General features: G+C 68.6%; 19 protein-coding genes and 3 tRNA genes. 10 read left to right on the top strand and 12 right to left on the bottom strand.

What is annotated here, in order from left to right:
• The first annotated feature begins 3 nt into the window (after positions 1-3).
• Positions 4-2,355: an ATP-binding cassette domain-containing protein gene (locus FHU35_RS18025; protein WP_145741523.1), complete on the top strand. Its 2,352-nt coding sequence runs from the start codon at positions 4-6 to the stop codon at positions 2,353-2,355.
• A gap of 33 nt (positions 2,356-2,388) precedes the next feature.
• Here the strand turns inward: FHU35_RS18025 and FHU35_RS18020 are convergent, their stop codons facing one another.
• Positions 2,389-4,029: a substrate-binding domain-containing protein gene (locus tag FHU35_RS18020; protein WP_186459483.1), complete on the bottom strand. Its 1,641-nt coding sequence runs from the start codon at positions 4,027-4,029 to the stop codon at positions 2,389-2,391.
• Positions 4,030-4,403: 374 nt separating this feature from the next.
• On the opposite strand from FHU35_RS18020, the gene FHU35_RS18015 reads away from it, so the two are divergent.
• Positions 4,404-5,048, top strand: a complete 645-nt coding sequence (locus tag FHU35_RS18015) for an esterase/lipase family protein (protein WP_246110385.1) — start codon at positions 4,404-4,406, stop codon at positions 5,046-5,048.
• A 55-nt stretch (positions 5,049-5,103) separates the two neighbouring features.
• Here the strand turns inward: FHU35_RS18015 and FHU35_RS18010 are convergent, their stop codons facing one another.
• Positions 5,104-5,643, bottom strand: a complete 540-nt coding sequence (locus FHU35_RS18010) for an AAA family ATPase (protein ID WP_145741121.1) — start codon at positions 5,641-5,643, stop codon at positions 5,104-5,106.
• A gap of 93 nt (positions 5,644-5,736) precedes the next feature.
• Here FHU35_RS18010 and FHU35_RS18005 point away from each other — a divergent pair, with 93 nt between their 5' ends.
• The 3 genes from FHU35_RS18005 (at position 5,737) to FHU35_RS17995 (ending at position 8,039) form a co-directional block, all read left to right on the top strand.
• On the top strand, positions 5,737-6,642 hold the full coding sequence (locus tag FHU35_RS18005) for an alpha/beta hydrolase (RefSeq protein ID WP_145741119.1): 906 nt from the start codon (positions 5,737-5,739) through the stop codon (positions 6,640-6,642).
• Positions 6,643-6,786: 144 nt separating this feature from the next.
• Positions 6,787-7,584 (top strand): thymidylate synthase, encoded by a 798-nt coding sequence (locus tag FHU35_RS18000; RefSeq protein WP_145741117.1) that lies wholly within the window; start codon positions 6,787-6,789, stop codon positions 7,582-7,584.
• Positions 7,581-8,039 carry a dihydrofolate reductase gene (locus tag FHU35_RS17995; RefSeq protein ID WP_145741116.1) on the top strand — a complete coding sequence of 153 codons (459 nt, stop codon included), beginning with the start codon at positions 7,581-7,583 and terminating at the stop codon, positions 8,037-8,039. Before FHU35_RS18000 ends, FHU35_RS17995 begins: the two co-directional genes overlap by 4 nt.
• Positions 8,040-8,229: 190 nt before the next feature.
• Here the strand turns inward: FHU35_RS17995 and FHU35_RS17990 are convergent, their stop codons facing one another.
• From FHU35_RS17990 to FHU35_RS17965, 6 genes are all read right to left on the bottom strand, one after another.
• Entirely contained in the window at positions 8,230-8,577 is a 348-nt protein-coding gene (locus FHU35_RS17990; RefSeq protein WP_145741115.1) for an iron chaperone, read from the bottom strand.
• 211 nt (positions 8,578-8,788) lie between these two features.
• Positions 8,789-8,862, bottom strand: a tRNA-Phe gene (locus tag FHU35_RS17985).
• 29 nt (positions 8,863-8,891) lie between these two features.
• Positions 8,892-8,968, bottom strand: a tRNA-Asp gene (locus FHU35_RS17980).
• A 23-nt stretch (positions 8,969-8,991) separates the two neighbouring features.
• Positions 8,992-9,064 (bottom strand) — tRNA-Glu (locus FHU35_RS17975).
• 312 nt (positions 9,065-9,376) lie between these two features.
• Positions 9,377-9,967, bottom strand: coding sequence for a TetR/AcrR family transcriptional regulator (locus FHU35_RS17970; RefSeq protein WP_145741114.1), 591 nt, complete (start codon positions 9,965-9,967; stop codon positions 9,377-9,379).
• 232 nt (positions 9,968-10,199) lie between these two features.
• Positions 10,200-10,439, bottom strand: coding sequence for a hypothetical protein (locus FHU35_RS17965; protein ID WP_145741113.1), 240 nt, complete (start codon positions 10,437-10,439; stop codon positions 10,200-10,202).
• A 526-nt stretch (positions 10,440-10,965) separates the two neighbouring features.
• On the opposite strand from FHU35_RS17965, the gene FHU35_RS17960 reads away from it, so the two are divergent.
• Entirely contained in the window at positions 10,966-11,424 is a 459-nt protein-coding gene (locus FHU35_RS17960; protein ID WP_145741112.1) for a hypothetical protein, read from the top strand.
• A gap of 61 nt (positions 11,425-11,485) precedes the next feature.
• Here FHU35_RS17960 and FHU35_RS17955 read toward each other — a convergent pair whose 3' ends face one another.
• From FHU35_RS17955 to FHU35_RS17945, 3 genes are read right to left on the bottom strand one after another with little or no spacing between them, the layout of a single operon-like run.
• On the bottom strand, positions 11,486-12,643 hold the full coding sequence (locus FHU35_RS17955; protein WP_145741111.1) for an acyl-CoA dehydrogenase family protein: 1,158 nt from the start codon (positions 12,641-12,643) through the stop codon (positions 11,486-11,488).
• A 4-nt stretch (positions 12,644-12,647) separates the two neighbouring features.
• A complete protein-coding gene (locus FHU35_RS17950; protein ID WP_145741109.1) occupies positions 12,648-14,645 on the bottom strand; it encodes an acetyl-CoA carboxylase biotin carboxylase subunit in 1,998 nt (665 codons plus the stop codon).
• Between the two features lie 9 nt (positions 14,646-14,654).
• Positions 14,655-16,268 carry a carboxyl transferase domain-containing protein gene (locus FHU35_RS17945; protein WP_145741107.1) on the bottom strand — a complete coding sequence of 538 codons (1,614 nt, stop codon included), beginning with the start codon at positions 16,266-16,268 and terminating at the stop codon, positions 14,655-14,657.
• Between the two features lie 91 nt (positions 16,269-16,359).
• Here FHU35_RS17945 and FHU35_RS17940 point away from each other — a divergent pair, with 91 nt between their 5' ends.
• From FHU35_RS17940 to FHU35_RS17925, 4 genes are all read left to right on the top strand, one after another.
• Complete coding sequence (locus tag FHU35_RS17940) at positions 16,360-16,929, top strand: SACE_7040 family transcriptional regulator (protein WP_145741105.1); 570 nt, start codon at positions 16,360-16,362, stop codon at positions 16,927-16,929.
• A gap of 266 nt (positions 16,930-17,195) precedes the next feature.
• Positions 17,196-18,899 carry an aa3-type cytochrome oxidase subunit I gene (gene ctaD / locus FHU35_RS17935; protein WP_145741103.1) on the top strand — a complete coding sequence of 568 codons (1,704 nt, stop codon included), beginning with the start codon at positions 17,196-17,198 and terminating at the stop codon, positions 18,897-18,899.
• A 234-nt stretch (positions 18,900-19,133) separates the two neighbouring features.
• Positions 19,134-20,342, top strand: a complete 1,209-nt coding sequence (locus FHU35_RS17930) for an MFS transporter (RefSeq protein WP_145741101.1) — start codon at positions 19,134-19,136, stop codon at positions 20,340-20,342.
• Between the two features lie 117 nt (positions 20,343-20,459).
• Positions 20,460-21,284: an aldo/keto reductase gene (locus tag FHU35_RS17925; protein WP_145741099.1), complete on the top strand. Its 825-nt coding sequence runs from the start codon at positions 20,460-20,462 to the stop codon at positions 21,282-21,284.
• Positions 21,285-21,350: 66 nt separating this feature from the next.
• Here FHU35_RS17925 and FHU35_RS17920 read toward each other — a convergent pair whose 3' ends face one another.
• Positions 21,351-22,502 (bottom strand): FAD-dependent monooxygenase, encoded by a 1,152-nt coding sequence (locus FHU35_RS17920; protein ID WP_246110411.1) that lies wholly within the window; start codon positions 22,500-22,502, stop codon positions 21,351-21,353.
• Between the last annotated feature and the right edge of the window lie 52 nt (positions 22,503-22,554).

Raw genomic sequence — 22,554 nt, 5'->3', positions numbered from 1 at the left:
CCGATGCACGTCGCCGACAGCCACGACCTGATCCGGATCCACGGTGCGCGGGTCAACAACCTCCAGGACGTGAGCGTCGAGATCCCCAAGCGCCGGTTGACCGTGTTCACCGGCGTCTCGGGATCGGGCAAGAGCTCGCTGGTCTTCGGCACGATCGCCTCCGAATCGCAGCGGATGATCAACGAGACCTACAGCGCCTTCCTGCAAGGCTTCATGCCGACGCTGGCCCGGCCCGACGTCGACGTCCTCGACGGGCTGACCACCGCGATCATCGTCGACCAGGAGCGGATGGGCGCGGACCCGCGCTCCACGGTCGGCACCGCGACCGACGCCAACGCGATGCTGCGGATCCTGTTCAGCAGGCTCGGCCAACCGCACATCGGCTCGCAGCAGGCCTTCTCGTTCAACGTCGCCTCGATCAGCGGCGCGGGTGCCATCACGACCGAGCGCGGCGGGACGAAGGTGAAGGAGCGCCGCGAGTTCAGCGTCACCGGCGGCATGTGCCCGAGGTGCGACGGGCGCGGCGCCGTGTCCGACTTCGACCTGACGCAGCTCTACGACGACTCGAAATCGCTGCGCGAGGGTGCGCTGACCATTCCCGGCTACACCATGGACGGCTGGTACGGCCGCATCTACATGGGCTCGGGTTTCCTCGACCCGGACAAGCCGATCCGCTCCTACACCAAGAAGGAGCGGCACGACCTGCTCCACAAGGAGGCCACGCGGATCAAGGTCGAGGGCGTCAACGTCACCTACGAGGGCCTGATTCCGAGGATCCAGAAGTCGATGCTGTCCAAGGACCGCGAGGGGATGCAGCCGCACATCCGCGCGTTCGTGGACCGCGCGATCACCTTCGCGACGTGCCCGGAGTGCGACGGCACGCGGCTCAACGAGGGCGCCCGGTCCTCGAAGATCGCGGGCATCAACATCGCCGACGCCTGCCGCATGCAGATCAGCGATCTGGCCGAGTGGGTCAGCGGGCTGGACGAGCCGTCGGCGAAACCGCTGCTGGCCAAGCTCCGGCACACCTTGCACTCGTTCGTCGAGATCGGACTCGGCTACCTCTCGCTGGACCGGCCCGCCGGAACGCTCTCCGGCGGTGAAGCTCAGCGCACGAAGATGATCCGGCACCTCGGGTCGTCGCTGACCGACGTGACCTACGTCTTCGACGAGCCGACCATCGGGCTGCACCCGCACGACATCCAGCGGATGAACGACCTGCTGCTGCGGCTGCGCGACAAGGGCAACACGGTGCTGGTCGTCGAGCACAAACCGGAGACCATCGCCATCGCCGATCACGTCGTGGACCTCGGTCCGGGAGCCGGAACCGACGGCGGCGCGGTGTGCTTCGAGGGCGACGTGGCGGCGCTGCGCACCAGCGACACCGCGACCGGCACGCACTTCGACGACCGGGCTTCGCTGAAGCCGGAGGTTCGCGAGGCCACCGGCGCGATGGAGATCCGCGGTGCGACCGAGAACAACCTGCGCGACGTGGACGTCGACGTCCCGCTCGGCGTGCTGTGCGTGATCACCGGTGTCGCGGGTTCCGGCAAGAGCTCGCTGATCCACGGATCGCTCCCGACCGGCGAGGCGGTGGTGTCGATCGATCAGAGCGGCATCCGCGGTTCGCGGCGCAGCAATCCCGCGACCTACACCGGCTTGCTCGACCCGATCCGCAAGGCGTTCGCCAAGGCCAACGGCGTGAAACCCGCTCTGTTCAGCGCGAATTCCGAGGGCGCGTGCCCGAACTGCAACGGCGCCGGGGTCGTCTACACCGACCTGGGGATCATGGACACCGTCGCCACCACCTGCGAGGAGTGCGAGGGCAAGCGGTTCAGCGCCTCGGTGCTGGAGTACCGGTTCGGCGGGCGCGACATCAGCGAGGTGCTGGACTTCTCGGTCGCCCAGGCGGAGGAGTTCTTCGGCTCCGGTGACGCCCGCACGCCCGCCGCGCACAAGATCCTGCAGCGCATGGACCAGGTCGGACTCGGCTACCTGCGTCTCGGCCAGCCGCTGACCACGCTCTCCGGCGGTGAGCGGCAGCGCCTCAAGCTCGCCACGCACATGGGCGACAAGGGCGGGATCTACGTGCTCGACGAGCCGACCACCGGTCTTCACCTGGCCGACGTGGAGCAGCTGCTCGGCCTGCTGGACCGGCTCGTGGACTCCGGCAAGTCCGTGATCGTCATCGAGCACCACCAGGCGGTCATGGCCCACGCGGACTGGATCATCGATCTCGGCCCCGGCGCCGGCCACGACGGCGGCGAGGTCGTCTTCGAAGGAACACCGGCCGACCTGGTCGAGTCCGGCGAGACGCTCACCGCGAAGCACCTCGCGGACTACGTCGGCGGCTGACGCTCCCGAGAGCGCTCGGGCCAGAGGTGACTCCTACTCGGTCGGGCAGGGCTCCTGACGCGGGTTGCCGCACGGCTTGTTGCCGCTGCCGGTCAGGATGTCGCGGACGTCGTCGCCGGTGATGTACTCCCGGAACTTGGTCAGCAGGGGGTTCGCCTGCCCCGTGCTCCTGGTGTAGAGGCTCTCCACCGCCCGGAACTCGTAGCCCTCCTCCCCGGGCTCCTTCCCGTCGATGGGGATGACCTTCAGGTTCGGGGCCTGCGCGGGGTCGAGGGCGGCGTTGGCGTCGGCGAACCCGATCGCGCCAGGTGTGGTCTCCACCCGGTTGAGAACAGCCCGGGTGTCGGAGGACCAGCAATGCACCGGTGCGGCCGGGGCAAGCATCTTGCTGTCGCAGGGATCCTCCGGCGACTCGATGGTGCCCTTGATGATCTCCGACTCGAACACCTTCCGGGTGCCGGAGAGATCGCGACGGTCGACGATCTTGATCGGCCCCGGTGTGCCGCCGACTTCCTGCCAATCGGTCACCTGTCCGGAGAAGATGCTCCGGAGCTGCTCCGAGGTAAGCCCCGGAACATCGGCCTGCTCGTTGATGACGACCGCGAAGTTGACGACCGCGATCGGCGTCCGGTGGAAGTTCCCGTCAACGGCGGGAGCGTCCGAGAAGACCGCGTCCACCGAAGAAGAACCCGTCTCCTGGCCGAGCATTTCCAGACCGTCGATGCTGCCGGAAGCCGACGTGCTGATCTCCGCCGCGCGGCACTCCTGCTCGTACTTCTGAACTGCGCGATCGACGACCGGCATGAACGCGCTCGAACCCTCGACGTGGATCGTGCCCGTCGCGCAGTAGGCGGGCTCGGTGGCGGCGACCGAGTTGATCGAGGTCGCGACCAGCGCGCCCGCGAGCAGGACGCTCACACCCATCATGGCTCCGGCCCAGGTCAGGCGCGGCTTCTTCTTCTCGTCCCGGATCCAGCCGTTCTCGATCCGGCCCTCGACGTCCACGGTCTTGGTGAGCTCGTGGCCGGTGTGCTCGTCGGGTTCCTGAAGGACCACCACGAGCTTGAACTTCTCGTTGCGCTTCAGCGCCAGGCGACCCAGCCGCACCCCGTGCCACTGCGGGCCGAGCTCGGTCTGACCGGCTTCGATCGTGGTGAACATGCGGCTCTTGAGCCACTTGCGCACGGCACCGAGATCGCCTGCATCACCGTTCGGGGGCTTGCGCCGCGGCGCGTGGTCCTCGGTGAAGAACGCCATGTGCTCGCGGCACGCCGAGCGCAGTTCCGGTGTGCTCGCCTCCGAGATCCGCGCGTCCCAGACGACGCGCTTGCCGAACGTGAACGAGATCGGCTCGTCGAAGTCCTTCTTCTCGATGTCGTAGTTGCCGACGTTGCGGATGCGGATGATGACCACGCTCATCCGGCCCGCCATGCTCGTGAGGTGCCGGAGCCTCGGGTCGGCGTCCGAGGAGAGCTCGTCGTCCTTGTCGTGCTTGGAGAGCGGGTCGAGACCGATCTTCGAGTTGTACAGAACCCGGTAGTCGATGCGCTTGCGCCGGATCACCAACCGGTCGACGAGTGGCGCGGCGAGCATGAGCAGCGCGGCGAACGCGATCCACCCCGGAGTGCCGAGTTCGGCGAAGATGCCGACCAAACCGGTCCACACAGTGCCCATTCGCTCTCCCATGCGGCTCTCGTTCGCCACAGCGTATGAGCGGGCCCCGTCGCGCAGGCCGCGCGAAGTCCTTTGTTCACGGCCAGTTCACCGAGCAGGCCCCTGGCGATCCGATCCTGCGGATGCGCTCCGCTAGCGGCGTGCGCGACGCGGCAGGCAACCATGTCAACCCGGCGCGCGATTTTCGTCGCCCATCACCCTCTGGCCAGCGCTGATGCCGTTCCTCGCACGGGGAACTACGAAAAGAGCCTGGCGGCCATTGGGGTGAAGCAGACCGTGCAAGCGCACCTCCGCGATGGGCCGACCGTTGGTACATCCACCTGGCGAAGATGCCTTCCAACGAAAGGACGCCCATGCGTGGAAAACGTCTGTTCGTGACCGCCGCCTTAACGGCAGCAACCGCTCTTCCCCTCACCGCCGCCCCCGCAACAGCAGCAGCGCACGACCCGGTGATCTTCGTGCACGGCTGGAACGGCAGTGCCTCCAACTGGAACGACATGATCGGCGATTTCAAGGCCGACGGCTACACGGACGACGAGCTCACCGCCTGGAACTACAACACCGCGCAGTCGAACAAGACCACAGCAGAAGAGCTTTCGGCTGTGGTCGACGACGTGCTCGCCAAGACGGGTGCGGCCAAGGTCGACATCGTCACGCACTCGATGGGCGGGCTCAACAGCCGCTGGTACCTCAAGTTCCTGGGCGGGGCCGACAAGGTCGACGACTGGGTCTCGCTCGCCGGCCCGAACCACGGAACCACCAGCGCGGACGCCTGCTTCGACGCGTCCTGCACCGACATGCGCGCGGGATCGGAATTCCTCACCACGCTCAACGACGGGGATGAATCACCGGGCGCGACCAACTACGGGACGTGGTGGTCGACCTGCGACGGGACCATCAATCCCGCTGACAGCACCATCGTCTCGGGCGCCCGGAACACCCAGACCGGGTGCATCAGCCACCTGGGTTTCCTGACCGATGACGGTGTGTCCCAAGACGTGCGCACCTTCGTCTCCTGACGATCTGCTGAGAACCGGTGCGGGCCAGACGTTCTCGATCCGGTCCGCACCGGAATCAGGCGATGTGCCGCTCGGCGGCGTGCCGGACCAGGGCCACCCGCTCGTCGAGCCGCGCCGCGGGCACCTCGACGAGCCGGAAGCCGAGTTCGCGGTAGGTCTGCTCGTGCAGCTGCTCGAAGACCAGCGAGTCCTCGTAGCTGATCTGCCTCGCGGCCGTGGGCTCGACGAAACCCCGGTTGCGCACGAAGAAGACGGTCGAGGCGTAGGCGTTCGCGGTCACGACGCGCTCGACCTCGTCGGCGAGCAGAGGAGTGGGTGCGAACCCCAGGTAGCGGCTGAGAGCCAGGGTGCACACCGGCGAGCGGTCGAAGAACGCCGTGGCCGAGCGGACAGCACCCTGCCTCCGCTGCTGCAGCCGGATCACCTCGTCGATGAAACCCTCCTCCTCCCAAGGTTTTCCCACTCCACGGGCCTGCTGGAGCGCGATGACGTCCGTCGCGGATTCTTCAACGACGACGTGACCGTCGAGCTCCAGCTGCCGCAGGATCGCGGTCTTCCCGGCACCGGGTGCACCGGTGAGGACGTAACGAGGCACAGCGTCTCCTTCCAGGGACAGGTGAAAAGGGCTGGTCGGCGGGGAAGTCAGTACCCTGAGAACAGGGGAATCATCAGCGGAAGGGCGCCTCGCATGATTCAGCACCTCACGATTCCGCGCGGGCCCTTCGAGCTCGCGGCCGACCTGCACCGCCCGGACAACGACGCTCCACCGCGTACCGTGGTCCTCTCCACGCCCGGCAGCAGCGTCAAGGAGCAGATCGGCGCGAACTACGCGTCCCGCCTCGCCGCCCGAGGCATCACGGCGCTCACGTTCGACCCCGCCCACCAGGGCCGGAGCGGTGGCGAGCCACGCGATCTCGAAGACCCGTACCGCCGGGGCGAGGACCTCTCGTACGCGATCGACGCGCTCAGCACGATCGACGGCATCGACGCGGAGCGGATCGGGGTCCTCGGCATCTGCGCCGGCGGAGGCTACGCGGTGCACACCGCCCGCACCGATCACCGGATCAAGGCGGTCGGCACGGTCGTGCCCGTCAACATGGGCACCTCGTTCCGGAGCTTCCACCCTTCCGACCCTGCGTCGGCGCTCGACGACATGGCCGCCGGGCGCACCGAGGAGAACCGGAGCGGTGCGCTGACCCGCGTGAACTGGCTGCCCGATTCCCTCGACGAGGCCGCTGCGGCCGGGCTCACCGACATCGACACGACCCAGGCGATCACCTACTACCGCACCGAGCGCGGCAGGAACGAGCACTCGACGAACCGCAGGCTGTCCCGCGGCGACGCGCTGCTGCTCGGCTACGACGCGTTCCACATGGTCGAGACGCTGCTGACGCAGCCGTTGCAGGTCGTGCTCGCCGGGCGCCGCGGCAACACCGGCAGCTACGAGGCGGGCACGCGGTTGTGGGAGCTCGCCCCCAACCCGGTCGACCTGATGGTGATCGACGGCGCGGGCCACTACGAGCTCTACGACGACCCTCGCTACGTCGACCCGGCCGCGGATCGGCTCGCGACGTTCTTCTCGAAGCACCTGTGACATTCGGGCTGCCCCCACGGTCGTCCCTCGCGCCGGACGGTCCGCACGACCGGTCCGGGCTTCGCCGCTCCCGCCGATGGGACCTTCAGCGCCGCGTTCACCGTGGTAGCCCGCCCGGGGCGGGCCGCTTGTAGGCTCGCTGGCATGCCCGACACGCAGTACGAAGACCTGCTCCGCCACGTGCTGGACACGGGAGCCCGGAAGAACGACCGCACCGGGACCGGCACGCGGTCGATCTTCGGCCACCAGCTGCGCTACCGGCTCGCCGACGGATTCCCGCTGATCACGACGAAAAAGGTCCACTTCCGCTCGGTCGCCTACGAGCTGCTGTGGTTCCTGCGCGGCGACTCGAACGCGCAGTGGCTGCAGGACAACGGCGTCACGATCTGGAACGAGTGGGCAGGACCGGACGGCGACCTCGGCCCGATCTACGGGGTGCAGTGGCGCTCCTGGCCGACGCCGGACGGCGGGCACATCGACCAGCTCAGCGAGGTCCTGCGCACGCTGCGCGAGAACCCGGACTCGCGGCGGATCATCGTCTCCGCGTGGAACGTCGCCGACATCCCGCGGATGGCGCTGCCGCCCTGCCACGCGTTCTTCCAGTTCCACGTCGCCGACGGCAAGCTGTCGTGCCAGCTGTACCAGCGCAGCGCCGACCTGTTCCTGGGCGTGCCGTTCAACATCGCCAGCTACGCGCTGCTCACGCACATGATCGCGGAGCAGGTGGGTCTCGGCGTCGGCGACTTCATCTGGACCGGCGGCGACTGCCACATCTACGACAACCACGAAGAGCAGGTCCACAAGCAGCTCGCCCGCGACGCCCGGCCGTTCCCCACGTTGAACCTCAAGCCGGCGGACAGCCTGTTCGACTACACCTACGAGCACTTCGAGATCAACGGCTACGACCCGCACCCGGGGATCAAGGCTCCGGTGGCGGTGTGATCGGGCTCGTCTGGGCGCAGTCGTCGACGGGTGTCATCGGTCGCGACGGCACCATGCCGTGGCACCTGCCTGAAGACCTCAAGCACTTCCGCACCACCACCGCGGGCGCCACGGTGCTCATGGGCCGCCGCACCTGGGAATCCCTCCCGCCCCGCTTCCGCCCCCTGCCGGGCAGGCGCAACCTCGTGCTCTCCCGCACCCCGCAGGACGGCGCCGACACCTTCCCGGACCTGACGCAGGCGCTCGCCTCGGCGTCCGGCGACGTGTGGGTGATCGGCGGCGCCGCCGTCTACCGGGCAGCCCTCCCGCTGGCCGACCGGATCGTGGTCACCGAGATCCGCGAACCCTTCGACGGCGACACCTACGCCCCCGAAGTGGCCCGCCCAGCCGACACCACCGGAGACTGGCAGGAATCCACCACCGGCCTCCACTACCGCTTCCTCACCTGGGAATGACTCCGCCCAGCACGGTGTCGGTGTGCACGGCCGGGCACTAGCGCCGGATGCCGATTTGACCACTCGCCGGTGATTTCGCATTCTCGAACGAGCCTCGAGAGTCGCCTCATTGCAGCACCGGAGGAAGTCTCTCATCGCAATCGAAAACGACCAGGAAATCTGCTTGGACGCGCGGCCCCGAACTCCGCACTCACACTCCGAGGTCCGTCCGAGATGCCTGGGCCAGCTGTCGCACGAGATCGTCAGGAATGGGCTTGCGCGCCGAGAAGGTGACGCCGGTCTTGCTCGCCTTGAGACCGGCGGCGGCGATGTCGTCGGCGAGCGCCGTGATCGCACCGGGCGACAGGTAGAGACCGCACTGTCGGCTGAACGCCGCGTACCCGGCGACGATGGAGCCTCTTACCTGAAACCCGGGCATGTTGTACTTCATGACTTCATCCGCATCCGGAAGCGAAGCGGAAAGCTGCGCCCGCACCTGCTCCAGAAGTGGCCTGAGGCTCTCGGCAGCCTCGGCGATGTAGGCGGCATGATCAGACATCGCACATTCCTCTCGAACGGCGGGTTTGTGCTCAAATATGCCTCTAGCTGCTGCTCACCCCAAGCAGGTAGCACCGCGTCCGGCCGAGATCGGGGGAAGACGCAAGACCAGGCGCCGGATCTGACCGTGCAGCGGACACATCCACGCAGCGAACCGAGACCCAAAAAAGCCCCTCCGGGATCCGGAGGGGCTTCTTCGCAGGTAAGAGCGGTGGCCAGGGGCGGGGTCGAACCGCCGACCTTCCGCTTTTCAGGCGGACGCTCGTACCAACTGAGCTACCTGGCCGATAGCGTCCGGCTTGATGCCGTTCGCCTTGGCGACCCAGACGGGACTCGAACCCGCGACCTCCGCCGTGACAGGGCGGCGCGCTAACCAACTGCGCCACTGGGCCATGCTTCACTCTTCAGTTGTTCGTACCCCCAACGGGATTCGAACCCGCGCTACCGCCTTGAAAGGGCGGCGTCCTAGGCCGCTAGACGATGGGGGCTTGACCGATCCGAAACCGGTCCGGCCTTCGCCTCCAACCGGCTTTCCCTTTCGGGGCGCCCCGTTGGCAGTGATGAAAGCTTACGACACACGTTCCGGGCCTCCCAAACGGGGGGTCCCTTGAGCCGCACAGCTCCGCCGCGGACCGCCCCAGCGTCCCGCGCCCGGGGTCGATACTAGTGACCTGACCTGGCTGTTCGCCACGGTCGACTGGAACCCCTGGGGACGCGGTCCGATCCGGTTTTCGGGCTCCGCAGGGCGCGGAAGCGCCCGGAACGGGCCTTCGCGAGGTTGTGTGATCCACACCTCATGATCATCCGGCTGCGACGGCTTCCCTCGCGCCACCGACCATGAGGCCGGGCAGCAGGACCTGCCACGCCTCCTCCAAGCGGACGCCCAAGCGCTGGAGGTCACCACCCACCAGCAGGTTCGTCCCGACGACCATCGCGTAGCAGACGCGGGCGGCCGCGGCCGGATCCAAGCCGGGACGCAGCAGGCCCCGATCCGCTGCGCGGCGGACCAGGTCGTCGAACAGGAACTCCCAGCCGTCGGTGTCGGTGCCGACGTGGTTGCAGGCGAGGAACAGGCCGGCTCGCAGCAGCACGTCGTCCTCAAGACGACGGGCCGCATCGCAGGTGAGGCCGACCATGGTTGCCAGCGGGTTCTGCGCTCGCTGGTACCACCGGTTGCTCAGCTCGTCGAGGTTCTCGCGATAGCGCTCGACCAGGGCGTGCGCGACCTCGTGCTTACCGCTGAAGTGGAAGTAGAACGCACCCTTGGTGATTCCACAGCGACGCAAGATCGCGCTCAGCCTCGCGGCCTCGTACCCGACCTCATCGATCTCCGCCGCCGCGGCGACCAAGATCGAGTGGCGCGTGAGCTGCGCCCGGTGCTGCTGTGCCATTGCTCGACTCCGGCCCCCGATGGCAATGCGTGACCCGCCCCGTGCGGGCGATGCCCGCCCGAACGGATGATCAAATATGCCACCGGAAGTTACCCCGGAACCAAGCCTTTCGCCCAGCGGAACACCTGGCTGTCACACGTTCGGAGAACGCGTGCCGACGGTGAGGTCGACTGCGATCCCGACATGCCTCGTGACCGGCCCGCACCCGGTACGGCCATCGGCGCGGACCAGGTCAGCGCGCCACCGGCGGTTGCCCGTCCTCGTCGGGAACCAGGCCCAGCATGTCCAGCAGCAGTCTGCAGTCCTCCGCGCTCTCCGCACTGCGAGCGACGGCGATCCTGGCTCGGTGGACCTGCTCCTCCGAGATGCGCGAGGGCTCGCCGACGCGCTGCCCAGGCACCGCGCCCGCCTGCCGCGACTGCCCGTCATCCTGCTGCCACAAGAACTTTCGTACGTCCAGCGACCCGTACATGACGCCTCCCAGGCCTCGGGTTCCGGCCGCAGGTTATCCACAGGTTGTCAACAGCCGCAGCCCCCCAGAGAGTGATTCGGAGTGCACTGAGAGTAATCGCGTGCGTGCGTCGATCCACTTCGGATATTGCCTGCGTCACACCCTGCGTCCACCCCGGACAACGAAACGGACAGCGCGCGCATTCCGGATCTTGAGGAGCTCACAGCTCGTAGCGGCGACCGGAGCCGCCGACCGGACGTCGCGGGGCTGCCAGATGCACGAATCGTGGTCGCAGCGCTCCCCACGCGAAGGAGGCGCATGCCACAATCGGCGGCGCTGACACACCCCCTGTCAGCATCTGTGGAGATCCCCTCCGGCCCCCGTGCTCCTCCCCCTGGCGCGGGGGCCTTCCACGTCAGGGCGGGTTTTCGCCATTCGCCCGCGTTGCCGCGACACCCGCTGGTGGGCGCCTCGCGCGCCCGCGCGCGAGGCGAACTGCACGCTCGCCGCGATAGGCATGCCGCAACACAACCGTTATCGTGTCCGCGTGGCTCTAGGACGAACCAAGGCGAATCGGCAGCGCAAGCCTGCCGAGGAAGCCGAACCGGACCCCGAATTCGAGTCGTACCTGGCTGCGCTGGACCCGGAGGAAAACCTCGAATCCACCGGATCAGGGCGTCGCTTCGGTGCCGCTCAGGTGTACCAGCTGCGCCTGCCGCTGCTGGCCAACGAGCGTCTCCGCGAGCTCGCCTTCAAGCAGGGCACATCCCCGGCCGCGCTCGCGCGCGACTGGGTGATGCAGCACCTCGAGATCGCCGAACAGGAACACGCGGCCCAGCCGCAGGCGCAGCAGCCGACGGCTCAGGCGCCCGCCTGGCCCGGCCAGGACGGCTCATACCCCGACAACACCCCCGACCCGATGCACACGCAGCTCACCGGCGGAATACCCGACGTAGAGCGAACCGAAGAAATGACCGTCCCGGTCGATCGCTACCGACCGATGTGAGGCGGGAACAACGAGGTCGTGGCCGCGAACCCGATTCGCGACCACGACCTCTCGTCTTGGATCAGGCGGGGAGGCCGAGCTCCCTTGCGATGAGCATGAGCTGGACCTCGCTGGTCCCCTCCCCGATCTCGAGGATCTTGGAATCCCGGTAGAAGCGGCCCACGAGCGTCTCGTTCATGAAGCCGTAGCCGCCGAAGACCTGGGTGGCGTCGCGGGCGTTGTCCATCGCCGCGTTCGAGGACGCCAGCTTGGCGATGGCGGCCTGCTTCTTGTACGGCTCGCCGCGCAGCATCCGCGCGGCCGCGTCGTAGTAGGCGAGCCGAGCGGTGTGCGCCCGCAGCTCCATCTGGGCGACCTTGAACTGCATCGCCTGGTACTCGCCGATCTTGTGCCCGAACGCCTCACGCTCCCCGAGGTAGCGCACGCACTCGTCGACGCAGCCCTGAGCCGTGCCGACGCCGAGAGCGGCGATGGCCACCCGCCCCTCGGTGAGCGTGGCCAGGAACTGCGCGTAGCCGCGGCCGCGTTCTCCGACGAGGTTCTCCGCCGGGACCCGGCAGTCGTCGAAGGACAGGGCGTGCGTGTCGGAGGCGTTCCAACCGACCTTCGAGTACTTCTTGGCCACGGTGAACCCCGGCGTGCCGGAGGGCACCTGGATCGCCGAGATCTCCTTGCGGCCGTCCGGGCGCTCGCCGGTGACCGCCGTGACCGTGACGAACCCGGTCATGTCGGTGCCGGAGTTGGTGATGAAGGCCTTCGAACCGTTGATCACCCACTCGTCGCCGTCGAGGACGGCCGTGGTGCGCGTCGCGCCCGCGTCGGAACCGCCGTCGGGCTCGGTGAGGCCGAACGCGCCCAGCACCTCGCCTGAGGCGAGCTTGGGCAACCAGGTCCGCTTCTGCTCGTCCGAGCCGAAGCGCAGCAGCGGCATGATGCCCAGCGACACCCCGGCTTCGAGGGTGATGGCCACCGACTGGTCGACGCGGCCCAGCTCCTCCAGGGCCAGGCACAGCGCGAAGTAGTCGCCACCCATGCCGCCGTGCTCCTCCGGGACGGGCAGGCCGAACAGCCCCATCTCGCCCATCTTGCGGATCAGCGGGTACGGGAACTCCTCCCGCTCGTAGTAGTCCGCGATCACAGGAGCTACTTCCTTGCGCGCGAATTCCTGCACGCTCTCCCGCAGCGCTTCGTGCTCCTCGCTGAGACGGTGATCCACCATCGCGTCATCCCTCCCCTTCTGCGGTGAGGACGGCGAGCGGCTGGTCCAGCCCGACCGACTGCCCTCTCCTCGCGTGAACTTCGGTGACGGTTCCGTCGATCTGGGCGGTCACGGTGTGCTCCATCTTCATCGCCTCGACGACGAAGAGGCGTTGCCCGCTGCGCACCTGCTGGCCCTGGGTGACGTCGGCGACCAGCACCGTCCCGGGCATCGGGGCGGTGACGACGCCGTCGGAGCGGCCGGCGGCGTCGTCGCGCTCGGCCAGCAGCCGGTGCTCGGTGAGCGCCCACGCTTGACCGTCGGCGGCCAGCCAGGTGGTGCCGTCGACGTGCGCGCACCGGTAGCGGCGGGTCCGGCCGCGGAAGGTGACGGTGAGCAGGTCGCCGTCCGCGCGGGCCGCGGCCTCGGCCGACTCGGTCGTCGTCCCGGTCTCGACCGCCACCTCCGCGCGGTCCGGCGACCCCCGGAGGTGGACCTTGAGATCACCGGAGAAGCGCCAGGTGCTCCAGGCCGGGCGTCCGAGGCGCCAACCGCTGGGGACGCCCCAGAGGTCGGAGCCGCTGCTCGGCTGACCGGCGATGAGGCGTTCCAGAGCCGCGGCGACGTAGGCGTGCTCGGGAACCTCGGCCTCGACCAGGACTTCGAGGTCGCGTTCGACCAGACCGGTGTCGAGCTTCCCGGCGAGGACGTCCGGGTGCTGCAACAAACCGCGCAGGAAGGCGACGTTGGTGCTGAGGCCGAGAACGGTGGTGTCGGCGAGGGCCTTGTCCAGGCGGCGCAGGGCGTCCCCGCGACCGGGAGCCCAGGCGATCACCTTGGCCAGCATCGGGTCGTAGTCGGAGCCGACGCTGCCGCCCATCCTGATCCCGGAGTCGACCCGGATCCCCGGTCCGGTCGGTTCGTGGACGGCGAGGAGCCGGCCACCGGTGGGCAGGAATCCTCGGGACGGGTCCTCGGCGTAGACGCGGGCCTCGGCGGCGTGACCCTCGATGGTCAGGTCCTGCTGGGCCCAGTCCAGGCGCTCACCGGAGGCGACCCGGACCTGCTGCTCGACCAGGTCCACCCCGCGCTCGCCGCGCACCGCCGTGACCAGCTCCGTCACCGGGTGCTCCACCTGCAGGCGGGTGTTCATCTCCATGAAGAAGAACTCGTCCGGCCGGTCGGAGGACACGATGAACTCCACCGTTCCGGCGCCCGTGTAGCCCACCGCGCGGGCGGCGTCGGCGGCGGAAGCACCGATCCGGGCGCGGGTTCCGGCGTCGAGCAGCGGTGACGGCGCCTCTTCGATGATCTTCTGGTGCCGCCGCTGGAGGCTGCACTCGCGCTCCCCGAGGTGCACGACGGTGCCGTGCGCGTCGGCGAGGACCTGGACCTCGATGTGCCGGGGACGCGAGACGAACCGCTCCACGAACAGCGTGTCGTCGCCGAAGGAGGCACCGGCCTCGCGGCGCGCGGAGGCGATCTGGTCGTCGAGCTCGGATTCGGCGTGCACCAGCCGCATTCCCTTGCCGCCGCCGCCCGCCGAGGGCTTGAGCAGGACGGGGAACCCGACGTCCACCGCGGCCCGGTGCAGGTCGGCGTCGGTCATGCCGGGGTCGCTGCGCCCCGGAACCACGGGGACGCCCGCGCCCGAGACCGTCTGCTTGGCGCGGATCTTGTCGCCCATCGACTCGATCGCGCCGGGGGGCGGTCCGATGAACACCACGCCGGCCTGCTCGCAGGCCCGCGCGAAGTCCGCGTTCTCGGCGAGGAACCCGTACCCGGGGTGGATCGCCTGCGCCCCGGTCTCCCGGGCCGCGTCGAGGATCCGCTTGCCGTTGAGGTAGCTCTCGGAGGCCAGCGCAGGTCCGATGTGGACGGACGTGTCGGCCTCGGCGACGTGCCGGGCTTCGCGGTCGGCGTCGCTGAACACCGCGACCGAGCGGATGCCCAGCTCACGGAGGGTGCGGATGACGCGTACCGCGATCTCCCCGCGGTTGGCGACCAGCACTGTGTCGAACATGCTCAACCCTCACATCCGGAAAACGCCGTAGGAGATGGGTTCCAGCGGCGCGTTGCCCGCCGCGGAGATGGCCAGGCCCAGCACATCCCGGGTCTGCGCGGGGTCGATCACGCCGTCGTCCCAGAGCCGTGCCGTCGCGTAGTACGGGTGACCTTGGTTCTCGTACTGATCGCGGATCGGCTGCTTGAAGGCGTCCTCGTCCTCGGCCGGCCACTCCTCGCCGCGCGCGTCCTTCTGGTCGCGCCGGACGGTGGCCAGCACCGATGCCGCCTGCTCGCCGCCCATCACCGAGATCCGGGCGTTGGGCCACATCCACATGAACCGGGGCGAGTACGCGCGGCCGCACATCGAGTAGTTGCCCGCGCCGAACGATCCGCCGATGACCACGGTGAACTTGGGGACCCGGGCGCAGGCGACGGCGGTGACCATCTTCGCGCCGTGCTTGGCGATGCCGCCGGCCTCGTACTCCTTGCCGACCATGAATCCCGAGATGTTCTGCAGGAACACCAGCGGGATCGAGCGCTTGTCGCACAGCTCGATGAAGTGCGCGCCCTTCTGCGCGGACTCGCTGAACAGGATCCCGTTGTTGGCGACGATCCCGACCGGCTGACCGTGGATGCGGGCGAACCCGGTGACCAGCGTCTGGCCGTAGTCGTGCTTGAACTCCTGGAAGCGGCTGCCGTCGACGATCCGCGCGATCACCTCGCGCACGTCGTAAGGGGTGCGCGAGTCGGTGGGGACGGCCCCGTAGAGCTCACCCGGGTCGACCGCCGGTTCCTCGCTGGGCGCGGCCTCCCACGGCAACGGCTCCCGCGGGCCGAGCGTGCTCACGATGGAGCGGACGATGCGCAGCGCGTCGGCGTCGTCGGCGGCCAGGTGGTCGGTGACGCCCGAGGTGCGCGAGTGCAGCTCGCCGCCCCCCAGCTCCTCGGCGGTCACCTCGGCGCCCGTGGCCGCCTTCACCAGCGGAGGACCGCCGAGGAAGATCGTGCCCTGCTCGCGCACGATGACCGCCTCGTCGCTCATCGCGGGCACGTACGCACCGCCCGCCGTGCAGGAGCCGAGGACGGCCGCGATCTGCGGGATGCCGCGCGCGGACATGGTGGCCTGGTTGTAGAAGATCCGGCCGAAGTGCTCGCGGTCCGGGAACACCTCGTCCTGCCTGGGCAGGAACGCGCCGCCCGAGTCGACCAGGTACAGGCACGGCAGGTTGTTGTGCAGCGCGACTTCCTGCGCGCGCAGGTGCTTCTTGACCGTGACCGGGTAGTAGGTGCCGCCCTTGACGGTCGCGTCGTTGGCCACGATCACGCACTCGCGGCCGGACACCCGCCCGACCCCGGTGATGATGCCCGCCGAAGGGGCCTCGTCGTCGTAGAGGCCGTGCCCGGCCATCGGCGACAGCTCGAGGAACGGCGACCCCCTGTCCAGCAGCGCGTCGACCCGGTCGCGGGGAAGCAGCTTGCCGCGCTCGACGTGCCGGGCGCGCGCCTTCTCCGGCCCGCCGAGACGGGCCTTGTCGAGCTGCGCGTTGAGGTCGTCGACGAGCGTGGCGTGCTGCTCGGCGTTGTGCGCGAACTCCGGCGAGTCCGGGTCCACCGAAGTGCGCAGAACGGGCGCATCCATGAGGCACACCTTCCGCAGTGGCTCGTGTTAGTCATCGTTAACTTGGAGCCATGTTAACGGTGGTTAACTTCTTCGTCTAGTATCCGGGGGCATGTCCACCGATGCGGCGAAGCCGAGCCGGCGCGAGCAGATCCTGACCGCGGCCGCCGAGAAGTTCGCGCGGGCGGGCTTCCACGGCGTCGGCATCGACGACATCGGGGCCGCGGTCGGCATCTCCGGCCCCGCGCTCTACCGGCACTTCCGCAGCAAGGACGCGATGCTGGCGGAGCTGCTGACCGGCATCAGCGACAGGCTGCTGTTCGGCGGCAAGCACCGCGTCGACGCCGCGTCCGGCCCGCAGGACGCCCTCGACAAGCTGGTGCGCTGGCACGTCGAGTTCGCGCTGCACAACCCGGCTCTGATCACCGTGCACATGCGCGATCTGGACAGCCTCTCGGACCGCGACCGCCGCAGGGTCAGGGAGTCCCAGCGCCACTACGTCGAAGTGTGGGTCGAGGTGCTGCGCCACGCCCGCCCGGAACTCGACCGCCCGCGCGCACGCGCAGCGGTCCACGCGGTGTTCGGCCTGATCAACTCGACCCCGTTCAGCGCCCACCTGGACACCTCGGCGATGTCCCGGCTCCTCCGCAACATGGCCCACGGAGCAGTCACGGCGATCTGAGCCTCGCGCGATCCCAGTTTTAGTCATAACTGAGTGGACATTTCGGGCACGAAGGGTCCTCGGTTTGGACTAAAACTGGGGATTGCCGAGGTCACCGGCGTTGCTTCAGGTGTGGGGTTCAGGCCGGACCCCCACGCAAGGCGATTCTGCGGTGACCCCAGAACCGGGACCTGGTGGCGGGGAGGGACGCGGGCGATTGCGGGGTGGTGGGACGGGGGCAAGACTGGGGCCAGGCCGGAGAGGTCGTCCGCCCAGCCGGAGGGGACATGGCCACCACCGACATGCCACCGACCGCCGTACCCAGCCAGAGGTCGACCGGACGCCGCCCGCGCAAGGGCGCGCGGCTGGTCCCGTGGCTGCGCACCACCGATCCCAAGGACATCGGGATCCTCTACCTGATCACCTCGTTCGCCTTCTTCATCACCGGCGGAGCGATGGCGTTGCTGATCAGGGGCGAACTGGCGGCTCCCGGGCTGCAATTCCTGTCCCAGGAGCAGTACAACCAGCTGTTCACCATGCACGGCACGATCATGCTGCTGCTGTTCGCGACACCGATCGTGTTCGGCTTCGCCAACGTGATCCTGCCGCTGCAGATCGGCGCACCGGACGTGGCGTTCCCCCGGCTCAACGCCTTCTCCTACTGGCTGTTCCTGTTCGGCGGGCTGATCGTGATCAGCGGACTCCTGATGCCGGGTGGCGCGGCGGACTTCGGCTGGACCGCCTACGCGCCGCTGTCGCGCAGCGTCTTCACCGTCGGGCCGGGCGGCGACCTGTGGGCGGCCGGCCTGATCGTCAGCGGCCTGGGCACCATCCTGGGCGCGGTCAACATGATCACCACCGTCGTCTGCCTGCGCTGCCCCGGCATGACGATGTGGCGGATGCCGATCTTCACCTGGAACATCCTGGCGACCAGCATCCTGGTGCTGATGGCGTTCCCGATCCTGACGGCGGCGCTGTTCGGACTGCTGGTCGACCGGCACCTCGGTGGCCACGTGTTCGACCCGGCCAACGGCGGGACGATCCTCTACCAGCACCTCTTCTGGTTCTTCGGCCATCCCGAGGTCTACATCGTGGCGCTGCCGTTCTTCGGGATCGTCACCGAGATCCTGCCGGTGTTCAGCCGCAAACCGCTGTTCGGCTACACCGGGCTCGTGCTGGCGACCATGGTGATCATGGGCCTGTCCGCGGTGGTGTGGGCGCACCACATGTTCGCGACGGGTGCCGTGCTGCTGCCGTTCTTCTCCTTCGCGACGTTCCTGATCGCGGTGCCGACCGGCATCAAGTTCTTCAACTGGATCGGCACGATGTGGCACGGGCACCTGACGTTCGAGGCCCCGATGCTGTTCTCCCTCGGGTTCCTCGCGACGTTCCTGCTCGGCGGGCTGACCGGCGTCCTGCTGGCGTCACCGCCGCTGAACTTCCACGTCACCGACACCTACTTCGTGGTGGCGCACTTCCACTACGTGCTGTTCGGGACGATCGTGTTCGCGGTGTTTGCCGGCGTCTACTACTGGTTCCCGAAGATGACCGGCCGGATGATGGACGAGCGGCTGGGCAAGGTGCACTTTTGGCTCACCTTCATCGGGTTCCACCTGACGTTCCTGGTGCAGCACTGGCTCGGCGACGAGGGGATGCCGCGCCGCTACGCCGACTACCTGGTCACCGACGGCTTCACGACGCTGAACCTCGTCTCCACAGCCGGGGCGATCGTGCTCGGCGCCTCGATGCTGCCGTTCCTCTACAACGTCTTCATCAGCTACCGGTTCGGCGCGCAGGTCGACGTGGACGACCCCTGGGGCCACGGCAACTCCCTGGAGTGGGCGACGTCCTGCCCGCCGCCGCGCCACAACTTCACCGAGCTGCCCCGCATCCGCTCCACCCGCCCGGCGTTCGAACTCCACTACCCGCACATGTCCGACCGGCTGGAGTCCGAGGCCCACGTGATGAAGCGACGACGCCTCCCGCGCTGAGCGCGCGTGCGCTGGGCCGAACGGGCGGCGCGGGCAGTGGTGCGGTTCATAGTCGAACGAGGAAGAGCTCGGGCGCGACTACTGTTGAACATGTGCGAAGCGCCATCGTCGGCGTCTTCCTGAATCGTTTCCGCAGATCGCGCACCAGCAAGGCGATGACCGCCTGAGAACGCCGTGCAGTGCAGCGCGCGCGGAAGAGAAGAGACCACCACCTTCACCACACGGGAGAATTCCTTGCCCATTGCCCTGTTGGCCCTGGCCATCGCCGCATTCGGGATCGGAACGACCGAGTTCGTGATGATGGGGCTGCTGCCTGAAGTGGCCACCGACCTGCAGGTGTCGATCCCCGATGCGGGTGGCTACATCTCGCTGTACGCGCTGGGCGTCGTGATCGGCGCACCCGTGCTGACCATGATCGGGCTGCGTTCCCGCCGCAAGACGATGCTGCTGAACATGCTGGTGCTGTTCACGGCGGGCAACCTGTTCTCCGCGTTCGCGGTGAACCACGAGACGCTGCTGGTCGCGCGGTTCATCTCCGGTCTGCCGCACGGCGCCTTCTTCGGCGTCGGCGCGGTCGTGGCCGCCGGTCTGGTCGCCGCCGACCGGCGCGGGCAGGCGATCTCGATGATGTTCATCGGCCTCACCGTCGCCAACATCGTCGGCGTGCCGATCGGCACCCTGCTCGGGCACGCCCTCGGGTGGCGCTGGGCGTTCGGCCTGGTCGCCGTGATCGGCGTGATCGCGCTGGCCGCCGTGGCGGTGCTGGTGCCCAAGCAGCCCAAGCCCACCGAGGTCAGCCTCCGCGGTGAGCTGCGGGCGTTCCGCAACCCGCAGGTGTGGATCGCGTTCGCCGTCGTCGTGTTCGGCTTCGCCGCGATCTTCTCCTTCTACAGCTACATCAAGCCCGTGCTCACCGACGTGTCCGGCTTCAGCGCCACCGCCGTCACCCCGCTGCTGGCCGTGTTCGGCGTCGGCATGACCGTCGGCACCGCGGTGGGCGGACGGCTCGCCGACCGCTCGCCGCTGAAGACGCTGTGCGCGGGCATCTCCGCGCTGGCGGTGTCGCTGGTGGTGTTCGCGCTGACCGCGCAGAACCCGATCATGGCTCCGATCATGGTCTTCCTGATCGGTGCGACCGGGTTCACCGCGATCCCGAGCATCCAGGCCCGCATCCTCGACGAGGCCAAGGAAGCCCCGGCGCTGGGTTCGGCGAGCATCCAGTCCACCTTCAACATCGCCAACTCGCTGGGCGCCTACCTGGGCGGCGTGGTGATCGCCGCCGGCTTCGGGCTGGTCTCGCCGAGCTGGATCGGCGCGCTGCTGGCGCTGGTCGGACTGGGCTTCGCGGTCCTGTCGGGCCGGCTGGGCAGCCGCCCGAAGCGGGGCGGCGTCGTGGCCTCGCACCAGGCATCGCCCGCGAGCGAATCCGAGTTGACCGCCTGATCTGCGGTTGCTCAGGCCACAGGAGTGCTTTGGAATGCAAGAGGCCCTGAATCGGTTCCAGCCGGACGGAGGCCGTTGGGCCAGACCAATCCCGAAATCGGTGGAGGAAACACCCACATGACTCAGGTTCCGAACGTCACGCTGAACACCGGTGCTTCGATGCCGCAGCTGGGCTACGGCGTCTTCCTGGTTCCGGCCGACGAGGTCATCGCTCCGGTCCGGGCAGCGATCGACGCCGGGTACCGCAGCATCGACACCGCGAAGGTGTACGGCAACGAAGAAGGCGTGGGCAAGGCCATCGCCGACTCGGGCGTCAAGCGCGACGACCTGTTCGTCACCACCAAGCTGTGGAACGACGACCAGGGCTACGACAGCACGATGAAGGCCTTCGACGACAGCCTGTCCCGGCTGGGCCTGGACTACGTGGACCTCTACCTGATCCACTGGCCGGTCCCGAGCCAGGACAACTACGTCGACACCTGGAAGGCGTTCGAGAAGATCTACAACAGCGGTCGCGCCAAGGCGATCGGCGTGTCGAACTTCCAGATCCCGCACCTGCGCCGCCTGTTCGACGAGACCAGCATCGTGCCCGCGCTCAACCAGATCGAGCTGCACCCGAACCTCCCGCAGGCCGACCTGCGTGCCTTCCACACCGAGCACGGCATCGCCACCGAGGCGTGGAGCCCGCTGGGTCGCAACAACGGCCTGCTGGACAGCGCCACCGTGGCCAACCTGTCGGAGAAGTACGGCAAGACCCCGGCCCAGATCGTGCTGCGCTGGCACATCGAGCTGGGCAACGTGACCATCCCGAAGTCGGTCACGCCCTCGCGCATCAAGGAGAACATCGAGATCTTCGACTTCGAGCTCGCCCAGGACGACATCAAGTCCATCACCGCCCTGGAAACGGGCGTGCGCGTCGGCCCGGACCCCGACGAGATGTGAGTCGCCGCTCTCGCTGCGAAGCCCCCCCGCCGGATCAACCGGCCGGGGGGCTTCGTCGTTCGCCGGTCAGGCGACGCGGAGGCGCGGCTTGGGGGACAGCGAGCGCAGGACGTTGCTGCCGGAGCGCAGCGAGGCGACCTGGCTGCGGGTGGCCAGCCACCCCGGGAAGCGGGCGATGCGCTGGATGGGGGTCCTGCGCTGAGCGGTGGTCAGCGCCGCCGTGCGGGAGACCTTCAGAACCCTGGGACGGCGTTCGTACTCGTAGGCGCGCAGCTGCTCGGCGGGCGACCCCTCGGCGTCGGCCAGGCACTGGGTGAGCAGCCAGGCGTCTTCGAGGGTCTGGTTGGCGGCCTGGGCGACCGCGGGCGGCATGGCGTGCACGGCGTCGCCGAGCAGCGTGCTGCGCGGCCCGCCCCAGATGTGCGGGACCTTGTGCCGGATGTGCGGGAAGAAGCCCAGGTCGTCATCGGTGACCGAGGCGAGCACCGCCTCGACCGGCCCCGGCCAGCCGCGGAACAGGTCGCGCAGGTCCGCGACGGTGTGGACCTGGTCGCCTTCCTTCCACGGCATGTCGAACCACCAGTGCAGGAGTCCGTCGCCGGTCGGGATGAGCCCGCAGTGGGCGTTGCGGCCCGCGATGTTGAGCGTCTGCCGTCCTCCGGCGACCGGCAGGTCGCTGCGGGTCAGGCCCTGCCAGCTGGCCCACCCGGTGGGCTTGGCCGGATCGCCGCCCAGGACCTGCTGCCGCACCACCGAGCGCTGCCCGTCGGCACCGATGAGCACGTCACCGACCGCGCTGGACCCGTCGGAGAACTCGACGCGCACGTGGTCCGGGTGCTCGGTGACGGAGACGCAGCGGCGGCCGAACTGCAGCGCGCCCGCGGGCAGCGAGGTGGCCATCTCGGCGATCAGCTCGCGGCGCGGGATCTGGACCGTCGGCGACCCCAGCCGCTCGGTGACCTCGTCCAGATCGGCTTCCCAGAGCAACCGTCCGGATTCGGTGAGTGACCGCAGGCTGTGCAACTGGTGCCCGCGGTCGGTGATGTCGACGCCCAGCTCGCGCAGCGCCGCAGTGCCGTTGCTCCACACCGTGATGCCCGCGCCGGACGTCCTCAAGGCGTCGTGGTGTTCGTAAACTTGCACGTCATGGCCTTTGCCGAGCAATCCGTTGGCGACTGCGAGTCCCCCGACTCCGGCCCCGATCACGAGAACTCGCATCGTCTCCATCCGTCATCCCCGACATAGCTGCCGCTACAATTTTATCCACTCG

The sequence above is a fragment of the Saccharopolyspora dendranthemae genome, from assembly GCF_007829955.1.
Taxonomy (GTDB): domain Bacteria; phylum Actinomycetota; class Actinomycetes; order Mycobacteriales; family Pseudonocardiaceae; genus Saccharopolyspora; species Saccharopolyspora dendranthemae.
Note: the sequence above shows the minus strand (reverse complement) of the source record. Positions and strands in the feature narration are given on the sequence as shown.